At 58.1% G+C, this 14,015-nt stretch carries 16 protein-coding genes; 7 read left to right on the top strand and 9 right to left on the bottom strand.

All coding sequences use genetic code 11. From position 1 onward, the window contains the following. Positions 1–3 precede the first annotated feature (3 nt). On the top strand, positions 4–771 hold the full coding sequence (locus INR77_RS01545; protein ID WP_223072207.1) for a LytTR family DNA-binding domain-containing protein: 768 nt from the start codon (positions 4–6) through the stop codon (positions 769–771). A gap of 303 nt (positions 772–1,074) precedes the next feature. Here the strand turns inward: INR77_RS01545 and INR77_RS01540 are convergent, their stop codons facing one another. Further along, a complete protein-coding gene (locus tag INR77_RS01540; protein ID WP_223072206.1) occupies positions 1,075–1,398 on the bottom strand; it encodes a UrcA family protein in 324 nt (107 codons plus the stop codon). A gap of 300 nt (positions 1,399–1,698) precedes the next feature. Between INR77_RS01540 and INR77_RS01535 the strand changes: the two genes are divergently transcribed. From INR77_RS01535 to INR77_RS01525, 3 genes are all read left to right on the top strand, one after another. Beyond that, positions 1,699–2,451, top strand: a complete 753-nt coding sequence (locus INR77_RS01535; RefSeq protein WP_223072205.1) for a metallophosphoesterase — start codon at positions 1,699–1,701, stop codon at positions 2,449–2,451. A gap of 140 nt (positions 2,452–2,591) precedes the next feature. Beyond that, positions 2,592–2,789 (top strand): hypothetical protein, encoded by a 198-nt coding sequence (locus INR77_RS01530; RefSeq protein ID WP_223072204.1) that lies wholly within the window; start codon positions 2,592–2,594, stop codon positions 2,787–2,789. A gap of 94 nt (positions 2,790–2,883) precedes the next feature. Then, the gene (locus tag INR77_RS01525) at positions 2,884–4,473 is read left to right on the top strand and encodes a helicase HerA domain-containing protein (protein ID WP_223072203.1); all 1,590 of its coding nucleotides are present in this window, start codon (positions 2,884–2,886) and stop codon (positions 4,471–4,473) included. Between the two features lie 69 nt (positions 4,474–4,542). Here the strand turns inward: INR77_RS01525 and INR77_RS01520 are convergent, their stop codons facing one another. The 5 genes from INR77_RS01520 to INR77_RS01500 all read right to left on the bottom strand — a co-directional run bounded on the left by INR77_RS01520 (position 4,543) and on the right by INR77_RS01500 (position 8,168). Next, on the bottom strand, positions 4,543–5,520 hold the full coding sequence (locus INR77_RS01520) for a sensor histidine kinase (protein ID WP_223072202.1): 978 nt from the start codon (positions 5,518–5,520) through the stop codon (positions 4,543–4,545). Positions 5,521–5,628: 108 nt separating this feature from the next. Next, positions 5,629–6,147 (bottom strand): 30S ribosomal protein S9, encoded by a 519-nt coding sequence (gene rpsI / locus INR77_RS01515; RefSeq protein ID WP_223072201.1) that lies wholly within the window; start codon positions 6,145–6,147, stop codon positions 5,629–5,631. Next, the gene (rplM, locus tag INR77_RS01510) at positions 6,147–6,626 is read right to left on the bottom strand and encodes a 50S ribosomal protein L13 (protein ID WP_223072200.1); all 480 of its coding nucleotides are present in this window, start codon (positions 6,624–6,626) and stop codon (positions 6,147–6,149) included. Before rplM ends, rpsI begins: the two co-directional genes overlap by 1 nt. Before the next feature lie 181 nt (positions 6,627–6,807). Further along, positions 6,808–7,125 (bottom strand): divalent-cation tolerance protein CutA, encoded by a 318-nt coding sequence (gene cutA, locus INR77_RS01505; protein WP_223072199.1) that lies wholly within the window; start codon positions 7,123–7,125, stop codon positions 6,808–6,810. Further along, positions 7,122–8,168, bottom strand: coding sequence for a COX15/CtaA family protein (locus tag INR77_RS01500; RefSeq protein WP_223072198.1), 1,047 nt, complete (start codon positions 8,166–8,168; stop codon positions 7,122–7,124). The genes cutA and INR77_RS01500 overlap by 4 nt, the downstream gene beginning before the upstream one ends. A gap of 117 nt (positions 8,169–8,285) precedes the next feature. Here INR77_RS01500 and thiS point away from each other — a divergent pair, with 117 nt between their 5' ends. Both thiS and INR77_RS01490 read left to right on the top strand, forming a co-directional pair. After that, positions 8,286–9,281 carry a sulfur carrier protein ThiS gene (thiS, locus tag INR77_RS01495; protein ID WP_223072197.1) on the top strand — a complete coding sequence of 332 codons (996 nt, stop codon included), beginning with the start codon at positions 8,286–8,288 and terminating at the stop codon, positions 9,279–9,281. A gap of 98 nt (positions 9,282–9,379) precedes the next feature. Further along, positions 9,380–9,910, top strand: a complete 531-nt coding sequence (locus tag INR77_RS01490) for a hypothetical protein (protein ID WP_223072196.1) — start codon at positions 9,380–9,382, stop codon at positions 9,908–9,910. Positions 9,911–9,915: 5 nt separating this feature from the next. Here INR77_RS01490 and INR77_RS01485 read toward each other — a convergent pair whose 3' ends face one another. Then, positions 9,916–10,359 (bottom strand): Lrp/AsnC family transcriptional regulator, encoded by a 444-nt coding sequence (locus INR77_RS01485; RefSeq protein WP_223072195.1) that lies wholly within the window; start codon positions 10,357–10,359, stop codon positions 9,916–9,918. 74 nt (positions 10,360–10,433) lie between these two features. Here INR77_RS01485 and INR77_RS01480 point away from each other — a divergent pair, with 74 nt between their 5' ends. After that, the gene (locus INR77_RS01480; protein WP_255573860.1) at positions 10,434–11,663 is read left to right on the top strand and encodes an indoleamine 2,3-dioxygenase; all 1,230 of its coding nucleotides are present in this window, start codon (positions 10,434–10,436) and stop codon (positions 11,661–11,663) included. Positions 11,664–11,666: 3 nt separating this feature from the next. On the opposite strand, the gene INR77_RS01475 is transcribed toward INR77_RS01480, so the two are convergent. Together INR77_RS01475 and INR77_RS01470 are read right to left on the bottom strand one after the other, a co-directional pair. Further along, positions 11,667–12,065: a hypothetical protein gene (locus INR77_RS01475; RefSeq protein WP_223072194.1), complete on the bottom strand. Its 399-nt coding sequence runs from the start codon at positions 12,063–12,065 to the stop codon at positions 11,667–11,669. Between the two features lie 9 nt (positions 12,066–12,074). Beyond that, a complete protein-coding gene (locus INR77_RS01470) occupies positions 12,075–13,922 on the bottom strand; it encodes a long-chain fatty acid--CoA ligase (protein ID WP_255573859.1) in 1,848 nt (615 codons plus the stop codon). Positions 13,923–14,015 lie beyond the last annotated feature (93 nt).

Raw genomic sequence — 14,015 nt, 5'->3', positions numbered from 1 at the left:
GATATGGCATCAAGCGAAGAGCCCCAAGTCCAGCTTCGCACTCTCATCGTCGATGATGAGCCTTTGGCGGTGGAGCGTATTCAGGTGATTTGCGCCGAATTGCCCGCCATCAATGTGGTTGGCACAGCGAGCGATGGCGCAGCAGCGCTCAGGCTTGCCGAAAAGCTTGAACCAGATCTGGTGCTCTTGGATATGACCATGCCTGAGCTTGATGGGCTGGGCGTAGCGCGCAAATTTGCAGAGCAGGACGAGCCGCCCGCAGTGATTTTCGTGACCGCACATGATCACTTCGCTGTCGAAGCCTTCGATCTGGAGGCCATTGACTATGTCCTTAAACCTGTCGCCTCAGACCGCCTCGATCGCGCGATTGAGCGGGCTGTGGCGCGCAAGGGAGAACGCAAACCAGCTGCAAGCCAATGGCTCGAAGAGCTGTGGGTGCCCCATCGTTCAGAGCTTTTGCGGATCGCGGTAAGCGAAGTGCACAGAATCGATGCCGAGCGCGATTATGTGCGCCTTCATGTCGGTAATCCGGCGGATGATGGTGATGCGGGGCGTTCATATTTGCTGCTTCAGACGATTGCGGGTTTGGAAGCGCGACTGGACCCGGATGAATTTATCCGTATTCACCGCTCTACTATCCTTCGCAAAGACAATATCCGCGGCCTTCGCCACGATGGGCTTGGCGTGTGGTCTGCTGAATTGCAAAATGGCGATGCGCTCAGGATCGGGCGCACTTATCTTTCCAAAGTGAAAGCGATGGCGGGTCGCTAAGAGCGCCAGAACGCGAGGGTGCCCATCGGGCTCGCAGAGCCCGCAAGCGTGACCACGCGCCCCCTTCGGCTGGCTGGCAAGCCAGCCGCTCAGGATAAACTTCACCGTTCAGCAGCCGGGACTTGTCCCGGCGAAGGAAACGCACTGAGGATTACAAAAAACGGCCCGAACCCCGGGACTGAAGAGGGTTCGAGCCGTGTTGTGCTTGCTTGCGCTTTCGGGGAAGAAGCGCTCGCAAGGCGGGTGTTTGTGTCAGGCTGCACTCATCACGTGGAGCGTGGTTTGATGCAATTGACCCTGTGCTTATCCGCCGCGCTGTGTCTCAGCCATCATCGCCGAGACTTGCTTTTTTGCGCTTGCGCGAGCGCTGGCGAGGCAGTCGTTGACATGGGGTGAGCGGATGCGGGTGCCGGTGCGCACTTCGTTAACGCGGCACACGGATTTGGCCGCTGCATCAATGCGCTGGTCAAGGCGGGCCTGGCCTTCGGGAGTGGCAAGGTTGAGGTCTGCGTAGCGTACGGATTGCGAGTGAACGTCGCTCTCGCCAGCAAAAGCGGGGCCAGCAAAGGCGGGGGAAGCGGTTGCAATCATAGCAAGGGATGCGGCTGCAAAAGTAAGGGTCTTCATATCTACTCTCCATCAAAGCAGCGGGGCTGGAGTTTGAAGGGGGTTCAAACCGGGGATGCCAACGCCCGTGCTGTGATTATTCAATAAAGAAGGGCTGACCTTGCGTCATTTCATCCTCGACGAACCCGTCCCAACTCGTCGATTGGCGGCGGTGAATATGACCGACCCATGAGTCTTGAGGATGAACGGCTAACCCAATGCGACCAATGACTACGCCGTTTTGTCACACTCAGGGATCGCTGGCGTTTTCACGATTTTTTCTTGCATCCTTGGCCCTGCCACGCTTGAGAGCGTGGCGTTATGACCACGCGGCTTTTCCATGTGAGCGATGTGCATTTCGGGGTCGAGGACCGCGCCTGTCTTGATCAGGTGGCAAAAGCTGTGCGTGAAGAGCGCCCCGATGCGCTGGTATGCACTGGCGATTTGACACAGCGTGCAACGCATCAACAATATAAAGAGGCCGCCGACTGGTTTCGCTCTCTTGGTGTTCCGATCTGGCTCAACGTGGGCAATCACGATATGCCCTATAAGAACCTTTGGGAGCGTTTCACTGACCCTTACCGCCGTTACAATGCGCTTCGCGAAGCGGTTGCGGTGGACAGTTTTGAGACGCCGGATGTCGTTCTGGTCGGGTTGAAATCCACCGTGCGTATTCAACCGCGCTTCCCGTGGTCTGATGGATTTGTGACTGAGCAAGCGTTGAGCGAGACACAAAAGGAGCTTCACGCTCTCCAAGGGGATGACCGGCATATTGTCGTGACCACGCATCACCCGCTTTTGGGACCAAAGGGCGAGGCAAAGAACCCGACGATTGGCGGGGACGCGGCTTTCGCCGCACTTGGCCAAGCGGGCGCGCAGGCGGTGCTTTCGGGCCATATCCACAAGCCCCTTGACGAAATTCGCGAGCTGGCCGGCGCGCGTATTCGGATGCTTGGCTCTGGCACACTCTCATCGCGGTTGAGACATGGAGCAGGGCCATCCTACCGCGCGCTGACCTTTACCAAGGGCGAGCCGATTGCCTCCGAATTGCGCGAGCTTGAGCCCTCGGCCTGACCCCCTTTTGGTAACCTCAGCGCCGCTAAATTTAACTCTTTTTGGACGTTCGTACTTAACGCCTTCTTACGGATAATGCCCGAAGCTTTGGCGGCGGGTGCATGAGCCGACCGACCCCAAGGGGAAGTGGAGTGCGAGAGATGGAATTGTTGAAGGCAATGGGCCTCAGCGCCCTTCTGACCGGCTGCGTTGCGCTGGTCATCGGCTCACAAGGGACAAGCGCAGGCAGCCTTGCGATCTATGCGATCAGCTTTGAGGGCTTTCGCTTCTTCTGGTCCTGGCCAGTGTTCATCTGTGGCAGCGGGCTTGGCTGGGGGATCATGCTGTTGCAGCGCTGAAGGCGTTTCGCCACTCAGTTTTGTCCCCATGAATCGCTGGAAAAGTCGCAGTGCTCGCCTTTGCGCAGGGGCACGGCGCGCCTAGGTTCGGGCAGTGAGCGTGAAGATCAACATAGGCGAGGGGCCCGGCGGGCAGAGCATCGATTTCGATCTCGAAGAGCTCGTTGCAACGCGCTTGCTCGTGCAGGGCAACTCCGGCTCCGGAAAATCGCACCTTTTGCGCCGCCTTCTCGAAGAATGTGCAGGGTCAGTCCAACAGGTTATCATTGATCCCGAAGGCGACTTTGTCTCGCTTGCTGATCATTTCGGCCATGTCGTGATCGATGGCGCGGCCTATTCGCAAGGCGAGATCAAGGCGCTTGGCTTAAGGGTTCGCCAGCACCGGGCATCGGTTGTGCTGGCGCTGGACGAGCTTGAGGTGGAACAGCAGATACGATGCGCTGCGATGTTCTTGACCGCTTTGTTCGATGCGCCGCGCGAATATTGGTTCCCCGCCCTAGTCGTCGTGGACGAAGCGCAGATGTTTGCGCCCGCCGCAGCAGGCGAAATGGCAGACGACACACGCCGCATGACCCTCTCAGCGATGACGAACCTCATGTGCCGCGGGCGCAAACGTGGCCTTGCCGGGATCGTCGCAACCCAGCGACTTGCAAAGCTTGCAAAGAATGTGGCGGCTGAGGCTTCGAACTTCCTGATGGGGCGCACATTCCTCGACATCGATATGCAGCGCGCTGCCGATCTGCTTGGCATGGATCGTCGTCAGGCAGAAAAAATCCGCGATCTTCAAAGGGGACAGTTTTTGGGGCTGGGCCCTGCGGTCAGCCGCAGGCCGGTTGCCGTCAATGTCGGTTCGGTCCGCACCGGCGGCAAGGCGTCAGCAGGCGCGCTTATGCCGCTGCCCGATGCCCCGTGTGAGGAGATGGAGGCGCTCCTCAATGATGGCCTCAGCGAAGCACTGATCGAGCAAGCCGCGCCACGCCCCGGTGCCGCGCCCCGCCCGGCTGCTGAGCTTGAGCGAGCCTTGACCGCTGCGCCCAAGTCCTTTGCGACGCCCGCTGCGGTTGAGGCGTCTCAACCATCAGAAGAGAACGAACCGCAGGCCATCGACGATGAAAGCACTGTGATGGGTGACGGGGGCGAGGGGGCCTCGCAGCCAGAGCCGTCTCTTGCTTCAGCAACGCCTGCGACCAATCCCGATGCTCCCGCCTCTTCACCCGCCGATATTGAAGGCGTCGTGCGCGGGCTCGCGGCGGAGGAGGGCGCAACCTTCCGGTCCGCCACAAGCCTGTTCCGCGATTTCGCAGTCCTTTGCCGCCAGCATGGGGTGGCTAGCGCGCATATCGACATTGCCCTCTTTCGCCGATTGTTCGCCTTCGAGATCGCCGGTTTCTACAGGCTCAATGACCCCGGCAAAGCGGTCGCACAGGAGCGAAGCGCAGGCGTCGATGAAGATGTGCTTGCCCCTTATCTCGCAATGGTCGTCGCAGCGGCTCTGGGCGAGCCCATGCCTGATGAAGACCAATTGGCGCTCCTTTACGGCAGTTCATCGCCAAGCCGGGTGCGGCGCCTTCTCGACCATCTGGAGCGGCAGGGCCTCATCGTTGTGCGCGAAGAGTTCGGCGGCGAGCGCAGCATCATTGTGCCGGGCATTGTCGAAAGCCTTGAGGCGAATGAGCCTGCGTGATCGCGCTGCTTCGAGGGGGCTTGGCACGTCTCTCAATCAGGCAAGGTCGATCAGATCGAGCCCTTGAGTTCAATCGTGATCAACAGCCAGATTGATGCGACATTCAAGTCCTTCGGGCAGGAAAAGCTGCTGAGTGGTGCCTTGCGAGGCGAGTGCTCTTGATATCAAGCGGGTTCCAAAACCGTTGCCCATTTCTCCGCTAAGGGTTGGGCCGTCATGTTCTTTCCAGAGGATAGCAATGGAGTCGTCGGCGCGGTCGATAGTCACAGCGATATATCCCGCATCAATCGAAAGCGCGCCGTATTTGATCGAATTGGTCAGCAACTCATGGAAGACCAGCGCCAGACCCTGACTGGCCGAGGTCGAGAGTTCGGTTTCGTCATTGACCGTCATTCGAACCCGTTTTTCAGCATCCTCAAAGGCCGAGAGCTCCGCTGTGAGGACGGCGCTTGGCGTCATCGCCGCACGCGAATTGCCGACCAACAGATCGTGAGCCCGGGCCAGAGCGCCCACTCTTCCTTCCAGCGCGCGCGAAAACTCCTGGACGTCCTTTGCCCCGCGCGTCGCCATTTTGATCATTGCCTTGATCATGGAAAGCAGGTTTCGAACCCTGTGGTTGAGCTCTTCGGTTATCAACCGGAGCCTGGCTTCGTTTTGTCTTGAATCGGTTATGTCGATAACCTGGCCAATCAGCCGGGTTATCTCGCCCTGATCATTTTTAAGAGGCCGACCCACCGCTTTGATCCAGCGAAATTGGCCAGTGTTTGTCTTTATCTGACATTCAAACGACCACTCGCGTCCTTCTTCGATGGCCGATTTCTGAAGCTCATCGACCCTCGCCCTCTCGCCATCGACGACATGGGCTAGAAACTGTTCATAGCGCCATTCCGGCAGCGGTTCGTCATATCCGAAAATCTGGTCATGCGTCGCGTTCCTGACGGCAAGCCCCGATTCGATATCAAGCTCCCATATGCCGATCTGGCTATATTCAAGCACCAGCCGAAGGTGTTCGGCACTTTGTTGCTTGAATGGTTTGAGGTCAGGCATAGAGCGGATGAATAGATTATCGCCTGATCGGTGTCATCATGCGATTGCCAACACAAATAGGCGGCCCCTTTGGGGAGCCGCCTCTTTGTAGTCCGAAAGTCCTGAAACTTAGCGTTTCGAGAACTGGAAGCTGCGGCGGGCTTTCGCGCGGCCGTATTTCTTACGTTCGACCACACGGCTGTCGCGGGTAAGAAAGCCAGCGGATTTCACCGTGCTGCGCAGTTCAGGCTCGTATTTGGTGAGCGCCTGGCTGATGCCGTGCTTGACCGCACCTGCTTGGCCAGAAAGACCGCCGCCTTTGACCGTTGCAACGATGTCGTACTGACCTTCGCGCTCTGTGATGGCGAAAGGCTGGTTGATGATCAGGCGCAGGGTGGGACGTGCAAAATACACTTCCTGATCGCGGCCGTTGACGGTGATTTTGCCGGTGCCGGGCTTCAGCCATACGCGAGCGGTTGCGTCCTTGCGACGGCCGGTTGCATAAGCGCGGCCTTGTGCGTCAAGCTCTTGCTCACGCAGAGGGGCAGACGGGTTCTGTGCGATTTCAGCAGCGTCAGCAGCCGGCGCATCAGCAGCGATGTCTTTCAGATCTGCGAGATCAGAGACGGTGTTGTTTTCATCAGCCATTATGCAGACACCTTGTTCTTACGGTTCATTGCAGCAACGTCGAGCACTTCTGGCTTTTGGCCGTCGTGGGGGTGCTCGGTGCCAGCGTAGAGGTGAAGCGCTTTCATCTGCGCACGGCCAAGAGGACCGCGTGGGATCATACGCTCAACGGCTTTTTCAAGCACGCGCTCAGGGAAACGGCCTTCGAGAACTTTCTCAGGGGTGGTTTCCTTGATGCCGCCGGGGTGGCCAGTGTGCTTGTAGTACACTTTGTCGGTGTGCTTCTTGCCGGTGAATTTCACCTTGTCGGCGTTGATGACGATCACGTGATCGCCGCAATCGACGTGCGGGGTGTAGCTTGGCTTGTGCTTGCCGCGCAGGATATTGGCAATGATCGAGGCAAGGCGACCTGGGACCAGACCGTCGGCATCGATGAGGTGCCATTTCTTTTCGACCTCTGCCGGCTTTACCGACGCGGTCTGTTTGCTGAGAGCCTTCATGGCTGATGCATCCTTAAATCAAGGGTGTAACTGGTTTGTGGCCCGCAATTGTTTGCGAATCACGGTTGTGAACGGTTTCCCGCCCATCAAAGTGGGGCGCATTTGTCGCTTTAGGGCATCCAAGTCAAGCAAATCTGCGGGTTTGCGGGGTGGTAAAATAATACCACATAAGCACTGAGGGCTATTTGAGGCTCTGTTTGAGCCATTGCAGGGTATCTGGAGGTGTTTGATCAACTAACCACCCCATGATCGCAGGTGTTTCATAGGGGTGTAGCTCAGCAAGGCGCTCGGTCACGGCGTTCAAATGCTCTTGGGTTGTCTTGAACAGAACGCCGACTTCAACCTCGCTGGAAACCTCTCCCTTCCATGTGAAGATCGACTCGATGGCGGGCACGATATTGGCGCAGGCGATGAGCTTTTCTTCGAGCAAGGTGGCGGCAATGCTGCGCGCGGCATCCGCATTGGGGAAGGGGCACCAGACGAGCGCACCTCCGCTCATAAAGCGCGCTTCCCGTCGGAATGCATCGCCCAGGCGACAGAGGCGACAAGCAGCGCCCCGGTCAGCTGGTGAGCAGCCGCAACCCAAAGCTCAACCTGGGTAAGGACTGTGGTGATGCCAAGAATGATCATCACACCAAAAGCGCTGTGCACTGCGATGGAAGCGGCGCGGTCGGTCTTGCGCACACGGCGCGCAAGGACAACAAGAGCGATGACGGCGACCCATGCCCACCAGCGGTGAAGCCAGTGGAGCAGGTAAGGGTCATTGGTGAGCGTCGCTACGATGCCATTTGAAAAGTCGAAGCTGGGAATGAGCTTCCCGTTCATCAGCGGCCAATCATAAGCCGCGTGCCCGGCGTTAAGCCCGGCCACCCACGCGCCAAGCAACAACTGTATAAAGAGCACGCCTGCGATAATGGCAGATGGGAGGGTGAGCTTTGCTACAGTGCCGCTCCTCAAATCGCGCGATGTCCACACCAGCCCCGCGAGCAGGAAGAGCGCGGTCAGAAGGTGCGCTGAAAGGCGATAGTGGCTGACATCGGTAAGGAGCTCATTCTCCACCCCTGAATTGACCATATACCAGCCAAGCGCGCCCTGCCCGCAGATGAGCGCGAACATGGCGAGAAGGCGCGGCTTATAACCTTGCGGGATAGCGTCTTTCGCCCAGAACCACACCATCGGGAGGAGGAATGCGAGGCCGATCACCCGGCCAAGGATGCGGTGGAACCACTCCCAGAAATAGATGAACTTGAACTTGGCAAGGTCCATCCCCGCAGGGCCGCTCTCAAACTTGAACTCGCCTGTCTGCTGATAAAGCGCGTATTCCGCCTGCCATGCCGCATCGGTTAGCGGCGGGAGGATGCCGGTCACCACGCTCCAATGTGTGATTGACAGGCCGCTTTCAGTAAGGCGCGTGATCCCGCCGACTAGAACGATCAAGACAACGAGAACCGCCACAGCCTCCAACCAGCGGGCAAGAGCCAAGGGGCGCACAGAAGTGGCAGAAAGGGGTTCAGAAGCACTCAAAGGGGCGGAAATGGCCATAATGGGGGTGTAAATGTGCTCGAGATGGGCGACAAGCAAGTGCATTTGCGGAAAATGAGGCGGCAACTGTTGCAAGCGAGACTTGCGCGCGTGTGCCAGCCCTCTATTTGAAGCCCCATGAGTGACACCATTTCCATTACCTTAAACGGCGAACCGCGCCAAACCTCAGCCACCACTATTGCCGCGTTAGTGCGCGAGCTTGAATTGGAGCCGCAGAAAGTCGCGGTGGAGCGCAACCGCGAGATCGTGCCGCGCTCGACATTGGAAAATGCGAAGTTGGCAGAAGGTGATGCGCTGGAGATTGTGCACTTTGTCGGCGGCGGTGATCATCAGGACGCTTCCAAGAAGGACACTTGGAAAGTTGCAGGCCGCACCTTCACCTCGCGCCTCATCGTGGGGACGGGAAAGTACAAGGATTTCGAGCAGAACGCTGCCGCTGTCGAGGCCAGCGGTGCCGAAATCGTCACGGTGGCCGTGCGCCGCGTTAATGTAACCGATCCCAAAGCGCCGATGCTCACCGACTTCATCGACCCCAAGAAGATCACCTACCTCCCCAACACCGCCGGATGCTTCAACGCCGATGATGCGATCCGCACGCTCAGGTTGGCGCGTGAGGCAGGCGGCTGGGATTTGGTGAAACTCGAAGTGCTCGGCGAAGCGCGCACGCTTTACCCCAATATGCGCGAAACCCTTGAGGCGACCGAAGTGCTCGCCAAGGAAGGGTTCAAGCCGATGGTCTATTGCGTCGACGACCCCATTGCCGCCAAGCAATTGGAAGACGCAGGCGCGGTTGCCATCATGCCTCTTGGCGCGCCGATCGGCTCTGGCCTTGGCATCCAGAACCAGGTGACAATCCGTCTGATCGTAGAAGGTGCCTCGGTGCCCGTGCTGGTCGATGCAGGCGTTGGCACGGCTTCTGATGCGGCTGTCGGTATGGAGCTGGGCTGTGACGGCATCCTGATGAACACCGCCATTGCCGAAGCCAAAGACCCCATCCGCATGGCCCGCGCGATGAAACTCGCGGTTGAAGGAGGGCGTGAGGCCTATCTTGCTGGCCGTATGGCCGTGCGCAAATATGCAGACCCCTCCAGCCCGCTTGCAGGCCTTATCTAAGCCGCAAATATGCTGAGCGATTTGTAAATCCTCAGCCTTGGTTACTACGTATTAACCATAGGGCGTCAAACCCGTCTCTTGAAGTCAGGAGACGACATATGACACTTGCCAGCACAGCGACTTTGACCATCGGCGAAATGCGCGAATTTGCCAGCTTTACCGCTGGCGAGCAGCGCTACATCAAGCGCAGCCTCGATATTGGTTTGTCACGCTGTGATGCGTTTCGTCTATGGGGACGCAGCGAAGACGAGAACGTCGCGATCCGTCGCCAGTATGTCGCCTATCAGGATTTGAAAGCTTTGCGTGGGTTAGTCCCCCAAGAGGGCGGAATTGGCGAGATTGAGCGCTTTGTTGGCAAATGCATCCGCATCGCGGCCTTCGACCTTGGCCAGGAGCGCATCGAGAGCTTCTCCGCCTTCCGCTTCCTTTATGAGCGCCTTTTGGGTGCCGAAGTGCGCCCCTATCTGCCAAGCGTTTTCTGCGCTGCAGCTGCCCTCCCGCTGATCCGCCCGGGTCACCGCAAAGTGCTGCTTCAATCCTTGAGCGAAGCCGCAGCAACTGCCCCCGCATGGTCAGAGCGTCAGCCCAGCTTCCTCCCGGAATATGTCGAGGACGTCGAAGCGGCCTAAGGCCTCTAGGCGCGCAGGTCTTTCGACGATCCAAGACTGATGTGCGAGGTGATGCTCGCCACTTGCGGCAGCACGCCCAAGGTATCAGCATGGAACGCCTTGTAGGCTTCCAAACTTTCCACTTCGACGCGCAGCAAATACTCCACCGACCCGGTGATGTTGTGGCACTCTCGCACTTCGTCGGCTGCCTCCATCGCAGCTTCGAATTCGCGCGCGTCTTTGGAGAGATGCGCTGAGAGGCCCACCATCACGAACACCGTGATCTCCACGCCAAGCCGCGAGCGATCAAGCACGGCACGATAGCCTTTGATGAGGCCGGAAGCCTCAAGTGCATGGACACGGCGCAGGCAAGCGGAGGGCGAGAGGTTCACCCGCTCTGCAAGCTTGGCATTGGTGATCCGCCCATCCGCTTCAAGCTCGCGCAATATTCTGCGATCAAAATCGTCCACGGCCGCATTATATTGATTATGAGGGGCGATTGGCAATGCAGATTGCAAGGATATGCCACGAAAGACGCGGTAAAGTGAGCTATCGAAGAACAACGGACGCCTTCACCATGCTCGATCGACCATCGCCGGCCACCGCCATTCAGCCGCTCTCCTATTACGATATGTCGCCAGAGCGCGGCTTTCTAAGCACTTTTGACGCTGAGAACGTGACACTCCCCGGCGCATGGGGCGATGCCGCAGCGATTGCGATGCAGCTTCCCGATTTTCTGCCGACTGGCCGCGTGCGCGAACTCCTTGCCAACCGCTTGCCCGATCCGAGTGAATATTCCTCCACCGAAGAACTAACCGAAGAGCAGGCCAAGATCGCGACCGTGCACTTCACCTTCATGGTGCAGGCTTACGTCTGGGGCGAGGCGGAGCCGGGCGCCGTTCTTCCGGCGTGCTTGGCGGTTCCGATGGTGGCGCTCGCTGACCATTTGGATCAACAGCCGCTTCTGACCTACAGCTCTTATGTCCTCGACAATTGGGCAAAGATCGACGCGGATCGCGGCATCGCTCTCGATAATCTCAAGATGCTGCAAAACTTCCTCGCAGGGCAGGACGAGGCGTGGTTTGTACTCGTCCATGTCGCGATTGAAGCACGCGCGGGGCAAGTGCTCGCCGAGTTTGGCGATATTGTCGCAGCCGCCGCCAACGAAGATGAAGATACTGCGCGCAATCTTCTGGAGAAGACCGCCGCCATTTGGGGCGATATCAACGCACTGTTTGATCGGATGCCAGAGCGCTGCGATCCCTACGTCTATTTCGAGCGCGTGCGCCCCTACATCCACGGCTGGAAGGACAATCCGGCGCTTCCCGATGGGGTGATTTATGAAGGGGTCGAGCGCTACGGCTCGAAAGCGCAAGCGTTTCGGGGACAGACGGGTTCGCAAAGCTCGATCGTGCCGAGCATGGATGCGCTTTTGGGTGTGGGACACGCGGCTGACCCCTTGCGGAGCTTCCTCGACCAACTGCACGAATACCGCCCGCGCGGGCACCGCAAATTCATCGACGATGTGCGCGCCTCAAGCGGCCTTCGCGCGTTTGCCAAAAAGGTGGGGTCGAGTGGGCTGAACGCGGCCTACAACGCCAATGTGCAAGCCGTCGCCGACTTCCGCACGCGGCACCTCGAATATGCGGCGAGTTACATCAACAAGCAGGGCTTGAAGCACGCGGGCAATGACACCGAGGTCGGGACGGGCGGTACTCCGTTCATGCGCTACCTAAAGAAACACCGCGACGAGACGAAGGCTAATCTGTTGTAGTTGCTAGCGAACCACTCGAAATGGATGCTTCGGATTCTGGCGAATGAAACCTTCAACTTCACGCAGGCGTTCAGGATAAGGCTCTACGTCTCGCCAACCGGTATTTGGAAAAAAGCGAAATCCTGCTCGCCAAAGCCGTTCAACCTTCTTCCATTGCTCTGAGTTTGATTTTTTGGGTGCCTTGAACGCTCTTCCCATGAAGTTTGCCGACCCACCGCAATTTGGGCAGACACCATTGCTATCCTCATGCATCTTCCAAGAGCTACGGCAATCAAAGCAAGCGTGGGCCGTCAGATAATCTGCGCCGCGGTGGTAAGGCGGATTGTAAGGTCCGGGGACAGATCGGTTCCCAATCGCCTTTCGGATTTCCATCCGTTCCGCTTTTGAAGGTGCGTCACTCATAGGCGCCGCCTACCTCCGATACATCCCATCAATCCGCTCCTGATAGCGATCACGAATCTTATGCCGGCGGATTTTCATGCTCGGGGTCATCTCTTCGTTCTCGATGGTGAAGGCCTCGTCCGCAAAGGCGAAGCTCTTGACCTTTTCGACCACGGAGAGGTCCTTGTTCGTCCGGTCCACCGCCGCGCGCACGGCGTTCTTAAAGGCGGGGAGGTCTTGCAGGGCCTTGAGGTCAAATTTCTCGTCATTCGCCCGCGCCCATTCGAGCGCCCATTCGGCATCGGGAACGATCAGTCCGACCACATAGGGCCTGTTGTCGCCGCTCACCATTGCCTGAGCGATTTCAGGCTGAAGGGTTAGCATCCCCTCAACCTTTTGCGGGGCAACATTGTCGCCCTTGTCGTTGACGATCATGTCCTTCTTGCGGTCGGTGATCTTGATCCGGCCTGCTTCGTCAATCAGGCCAATATCGCCCGTGTGCAACCAGCCATCCTTCACCGTGCGCGCTGTTTCGGCCTTGTTGCGCCAATAGCCGTGCATGACGAGCTCGCCTGCGCACAGGATTTCGCCATCCTCGGCGATCTTGATCTCAACCCCGCGCATCGGCGGGCCGACGGTGTCCATGCGGAGCCCTGTCTTGGGCCGGTTGCAACTCATGATGGGGCCTGCTTCGGTCTGGCCATACCCTTGCAGCATGGTGAGGCCCATCGCTTCGAAGAAATTGCCAACTTCCGGATTAAGCGGCGCACCGCCTGAAACCATGGCCTTCAATCGTCCGCCAAACTTGGCCCTGATTTTGGGGCGCAGGGTTTTTTCAACCAGCATATCAAGCGGACGGTCGCGCAGGCGTTTTTTCCCGCCCTTGGCATTGCCGCTGATCTTAAGGGCCGCATCCATCATGAAATTCGCGACCTTACCCTGTTTTTCAATCTGCTTCATGATGCGGGTTCGAAGAACTTCGAAAAGGCGCGGGACCACCACCATGATAGTGGGCCGTGTCTCTTCGATATTCGAGGCAAGTTTCTCCAGACCTTCAGCGTAAAAGATTTCCGCGCCTACCCCGATCGGCAGATATTGCCCGGCGGAATGTTCATAAGCGTGACTAAGTGGGAGGAAGGACAAGAAGCGCTCATCGGTTATACCAAAGTCACTCAGCAGGATTTCGCCAGCGCCAGAGACATTGCAAAGAATTGCGCCGTGGTGCTGCATCACGCCGCGCGGCGCACCGCCCGTGCCGCTGGTGTAGATCAGGCAGGCGGTGTCATTGCGGCCGATTTTTGCAATGCGCTCGTCAACCGCCTTGCGCGCGGACGTAGCATCGCCAGCGGTCAGCTGATCCCATCTGTGATATTCAAAGCTTCCGGCCTGATGCCGCTTCAAATCGTCAATGCCGATAACGAAATCAGTGTTTCCCGTAAGCCCGATTGCCCCGACAAGCGGCTTCAAAAGCTTTTCATTCGACACGATAACAGCGCGCGCGCCCGAATTGTCGAGGATGTGCGCGTGGTCGCGTTCTGTATTGGTGATATAGGTGGGCACCGAAATGCAGCCTGCCGCCATGATCGCAAGATCGGCAACGCACCATTCGGGCCGGTTTTCCGAAACCAGTGCCACCCGCTCGCCATCCTTTAAGCCAATCCTGCGCAGGCTTTCGGCCAGAAGGCACACTTTATCGGCGACTTCGGCCCAGCTTTGTGTGACCCATTCACCCTCAGACTTGTGACCCAGGAAAGGTGCATCGCCCTTTTCATCGGCGCGCTTGAGAAACAGCTCAACCAGATTGTTCGCGCGGTCGATGTCCTGAAGGATGGGGTCGTCATTTTCGTCGACGACTGGCGGCGAATAGGGGGCGTTCACTTGGGATTAGCTCCTCATATGCGCCTCTTGATCGGGCGCTTATTGTGTCTTTATGCGCTCAAAATAGGGGAAGATTGACGTAGCGGCAAGCCA

Origin of the sequence: Erythrobacter sp. SCSIO 43205, from assembly GCF_019904235.1 — a bacterium.
GTDB lineage: Bacteria > Pseudomonadota > Alphaproteobacteria > Sphingomonadales > Sphingomonadaceae > Erythrobacter.
The sequence above is the reverse complement of the archived record's forward strand: the minus strand, read 5'-3'. Positions and strand labels throughout refer to the sequence as shown.

Excerpts from the sequence above, each read along its gene's own strand:
- INR77_RS01545 (WP_223072207.1), top strand. The coding sequence starts at position 4 with ATGGCATCAAGCGAAGAGCCCCAAGTCCAGCTTCGCACTCTCATCGTC.
- INR77_RS01540 (WP_223072206.1), bottom strand. The coding sequence starts at position 1,398 with ATGAAGACCCTTACTTTTGCAGCCGCATCCCTTGCTATGATTGCAACC.
- INR77_RS01535 (WP_223072205.1), top strand. The coding sequence starts at position 1,699 with ATGACCACGCGGCTTTTCCATGTGAGCGATGTGCATTTCGGGGTCGAG.
- INR77_RS01530 (WP_223072204.1), top strand. The coding sequence starts at position 2,592 with ATGGAATTGTTGAAGGCAATGGGCCTCAGCGCCCTTCTGACCGGCTGC.
- INR77_RS01520 (WP_223072202.1), bottom strand. The coding sequence starts at position 5,520 with ATGCCTGACCTCAAACCATTCAAGCAACAAAGTGCCGAACACCTTCGG.
- rpsI (WP_223072201.1), bottom strand. The coding sequence starts at position 6,147 with ATGGCTGATGAAAACAACACCGTCTCTGATCTCGCAGATCTGAAAGAC.
- rplM (WP_223072200.1), bottom strand. The coding sequence starts at position 6,626 with ATGAAGGCTCTCAGCAAACAGACCGCGTCGGTAAAGCCGGCAGAGGTC.
- cutA (WP_223072199.1), bottom strand. The coding sequence starts at position 7,125 with ATGAGCGGAGGTGCGCTCGTCTGGTGCCCCTTCCCCAATGCGGATGCC.
- INR77_RS01500 (WP_223072198.1), bottom strand. The coding sequence starts at position 8,168 with ATGGCCATTTCCGCCCCTTTGAGTGCTTCTGAACCCCTTTCTGCCACT.
- thiS (WP_223072197.1), top strand. The coding sequence starts at position 8,286 with ATGAGTGACACCATTTCCATTACCTTAAACGGCGAACCGCGCCAAACC.
- INR77_RS01490 (WP_223072196.1), top strand. The coding sequence starts at position 9,380 with ATGACACTTGCCAGCACAGCGACTTTGACCATCGGCGAAATGCGCGAA.
- INR77_RS01475 (WP_223072194.1), bottom strand. The coding sequence starts at position 12,065 with ATGAGTGACGCACCTTCAAAAGCGGAACGGATGGAAATCCGAAAGGCG.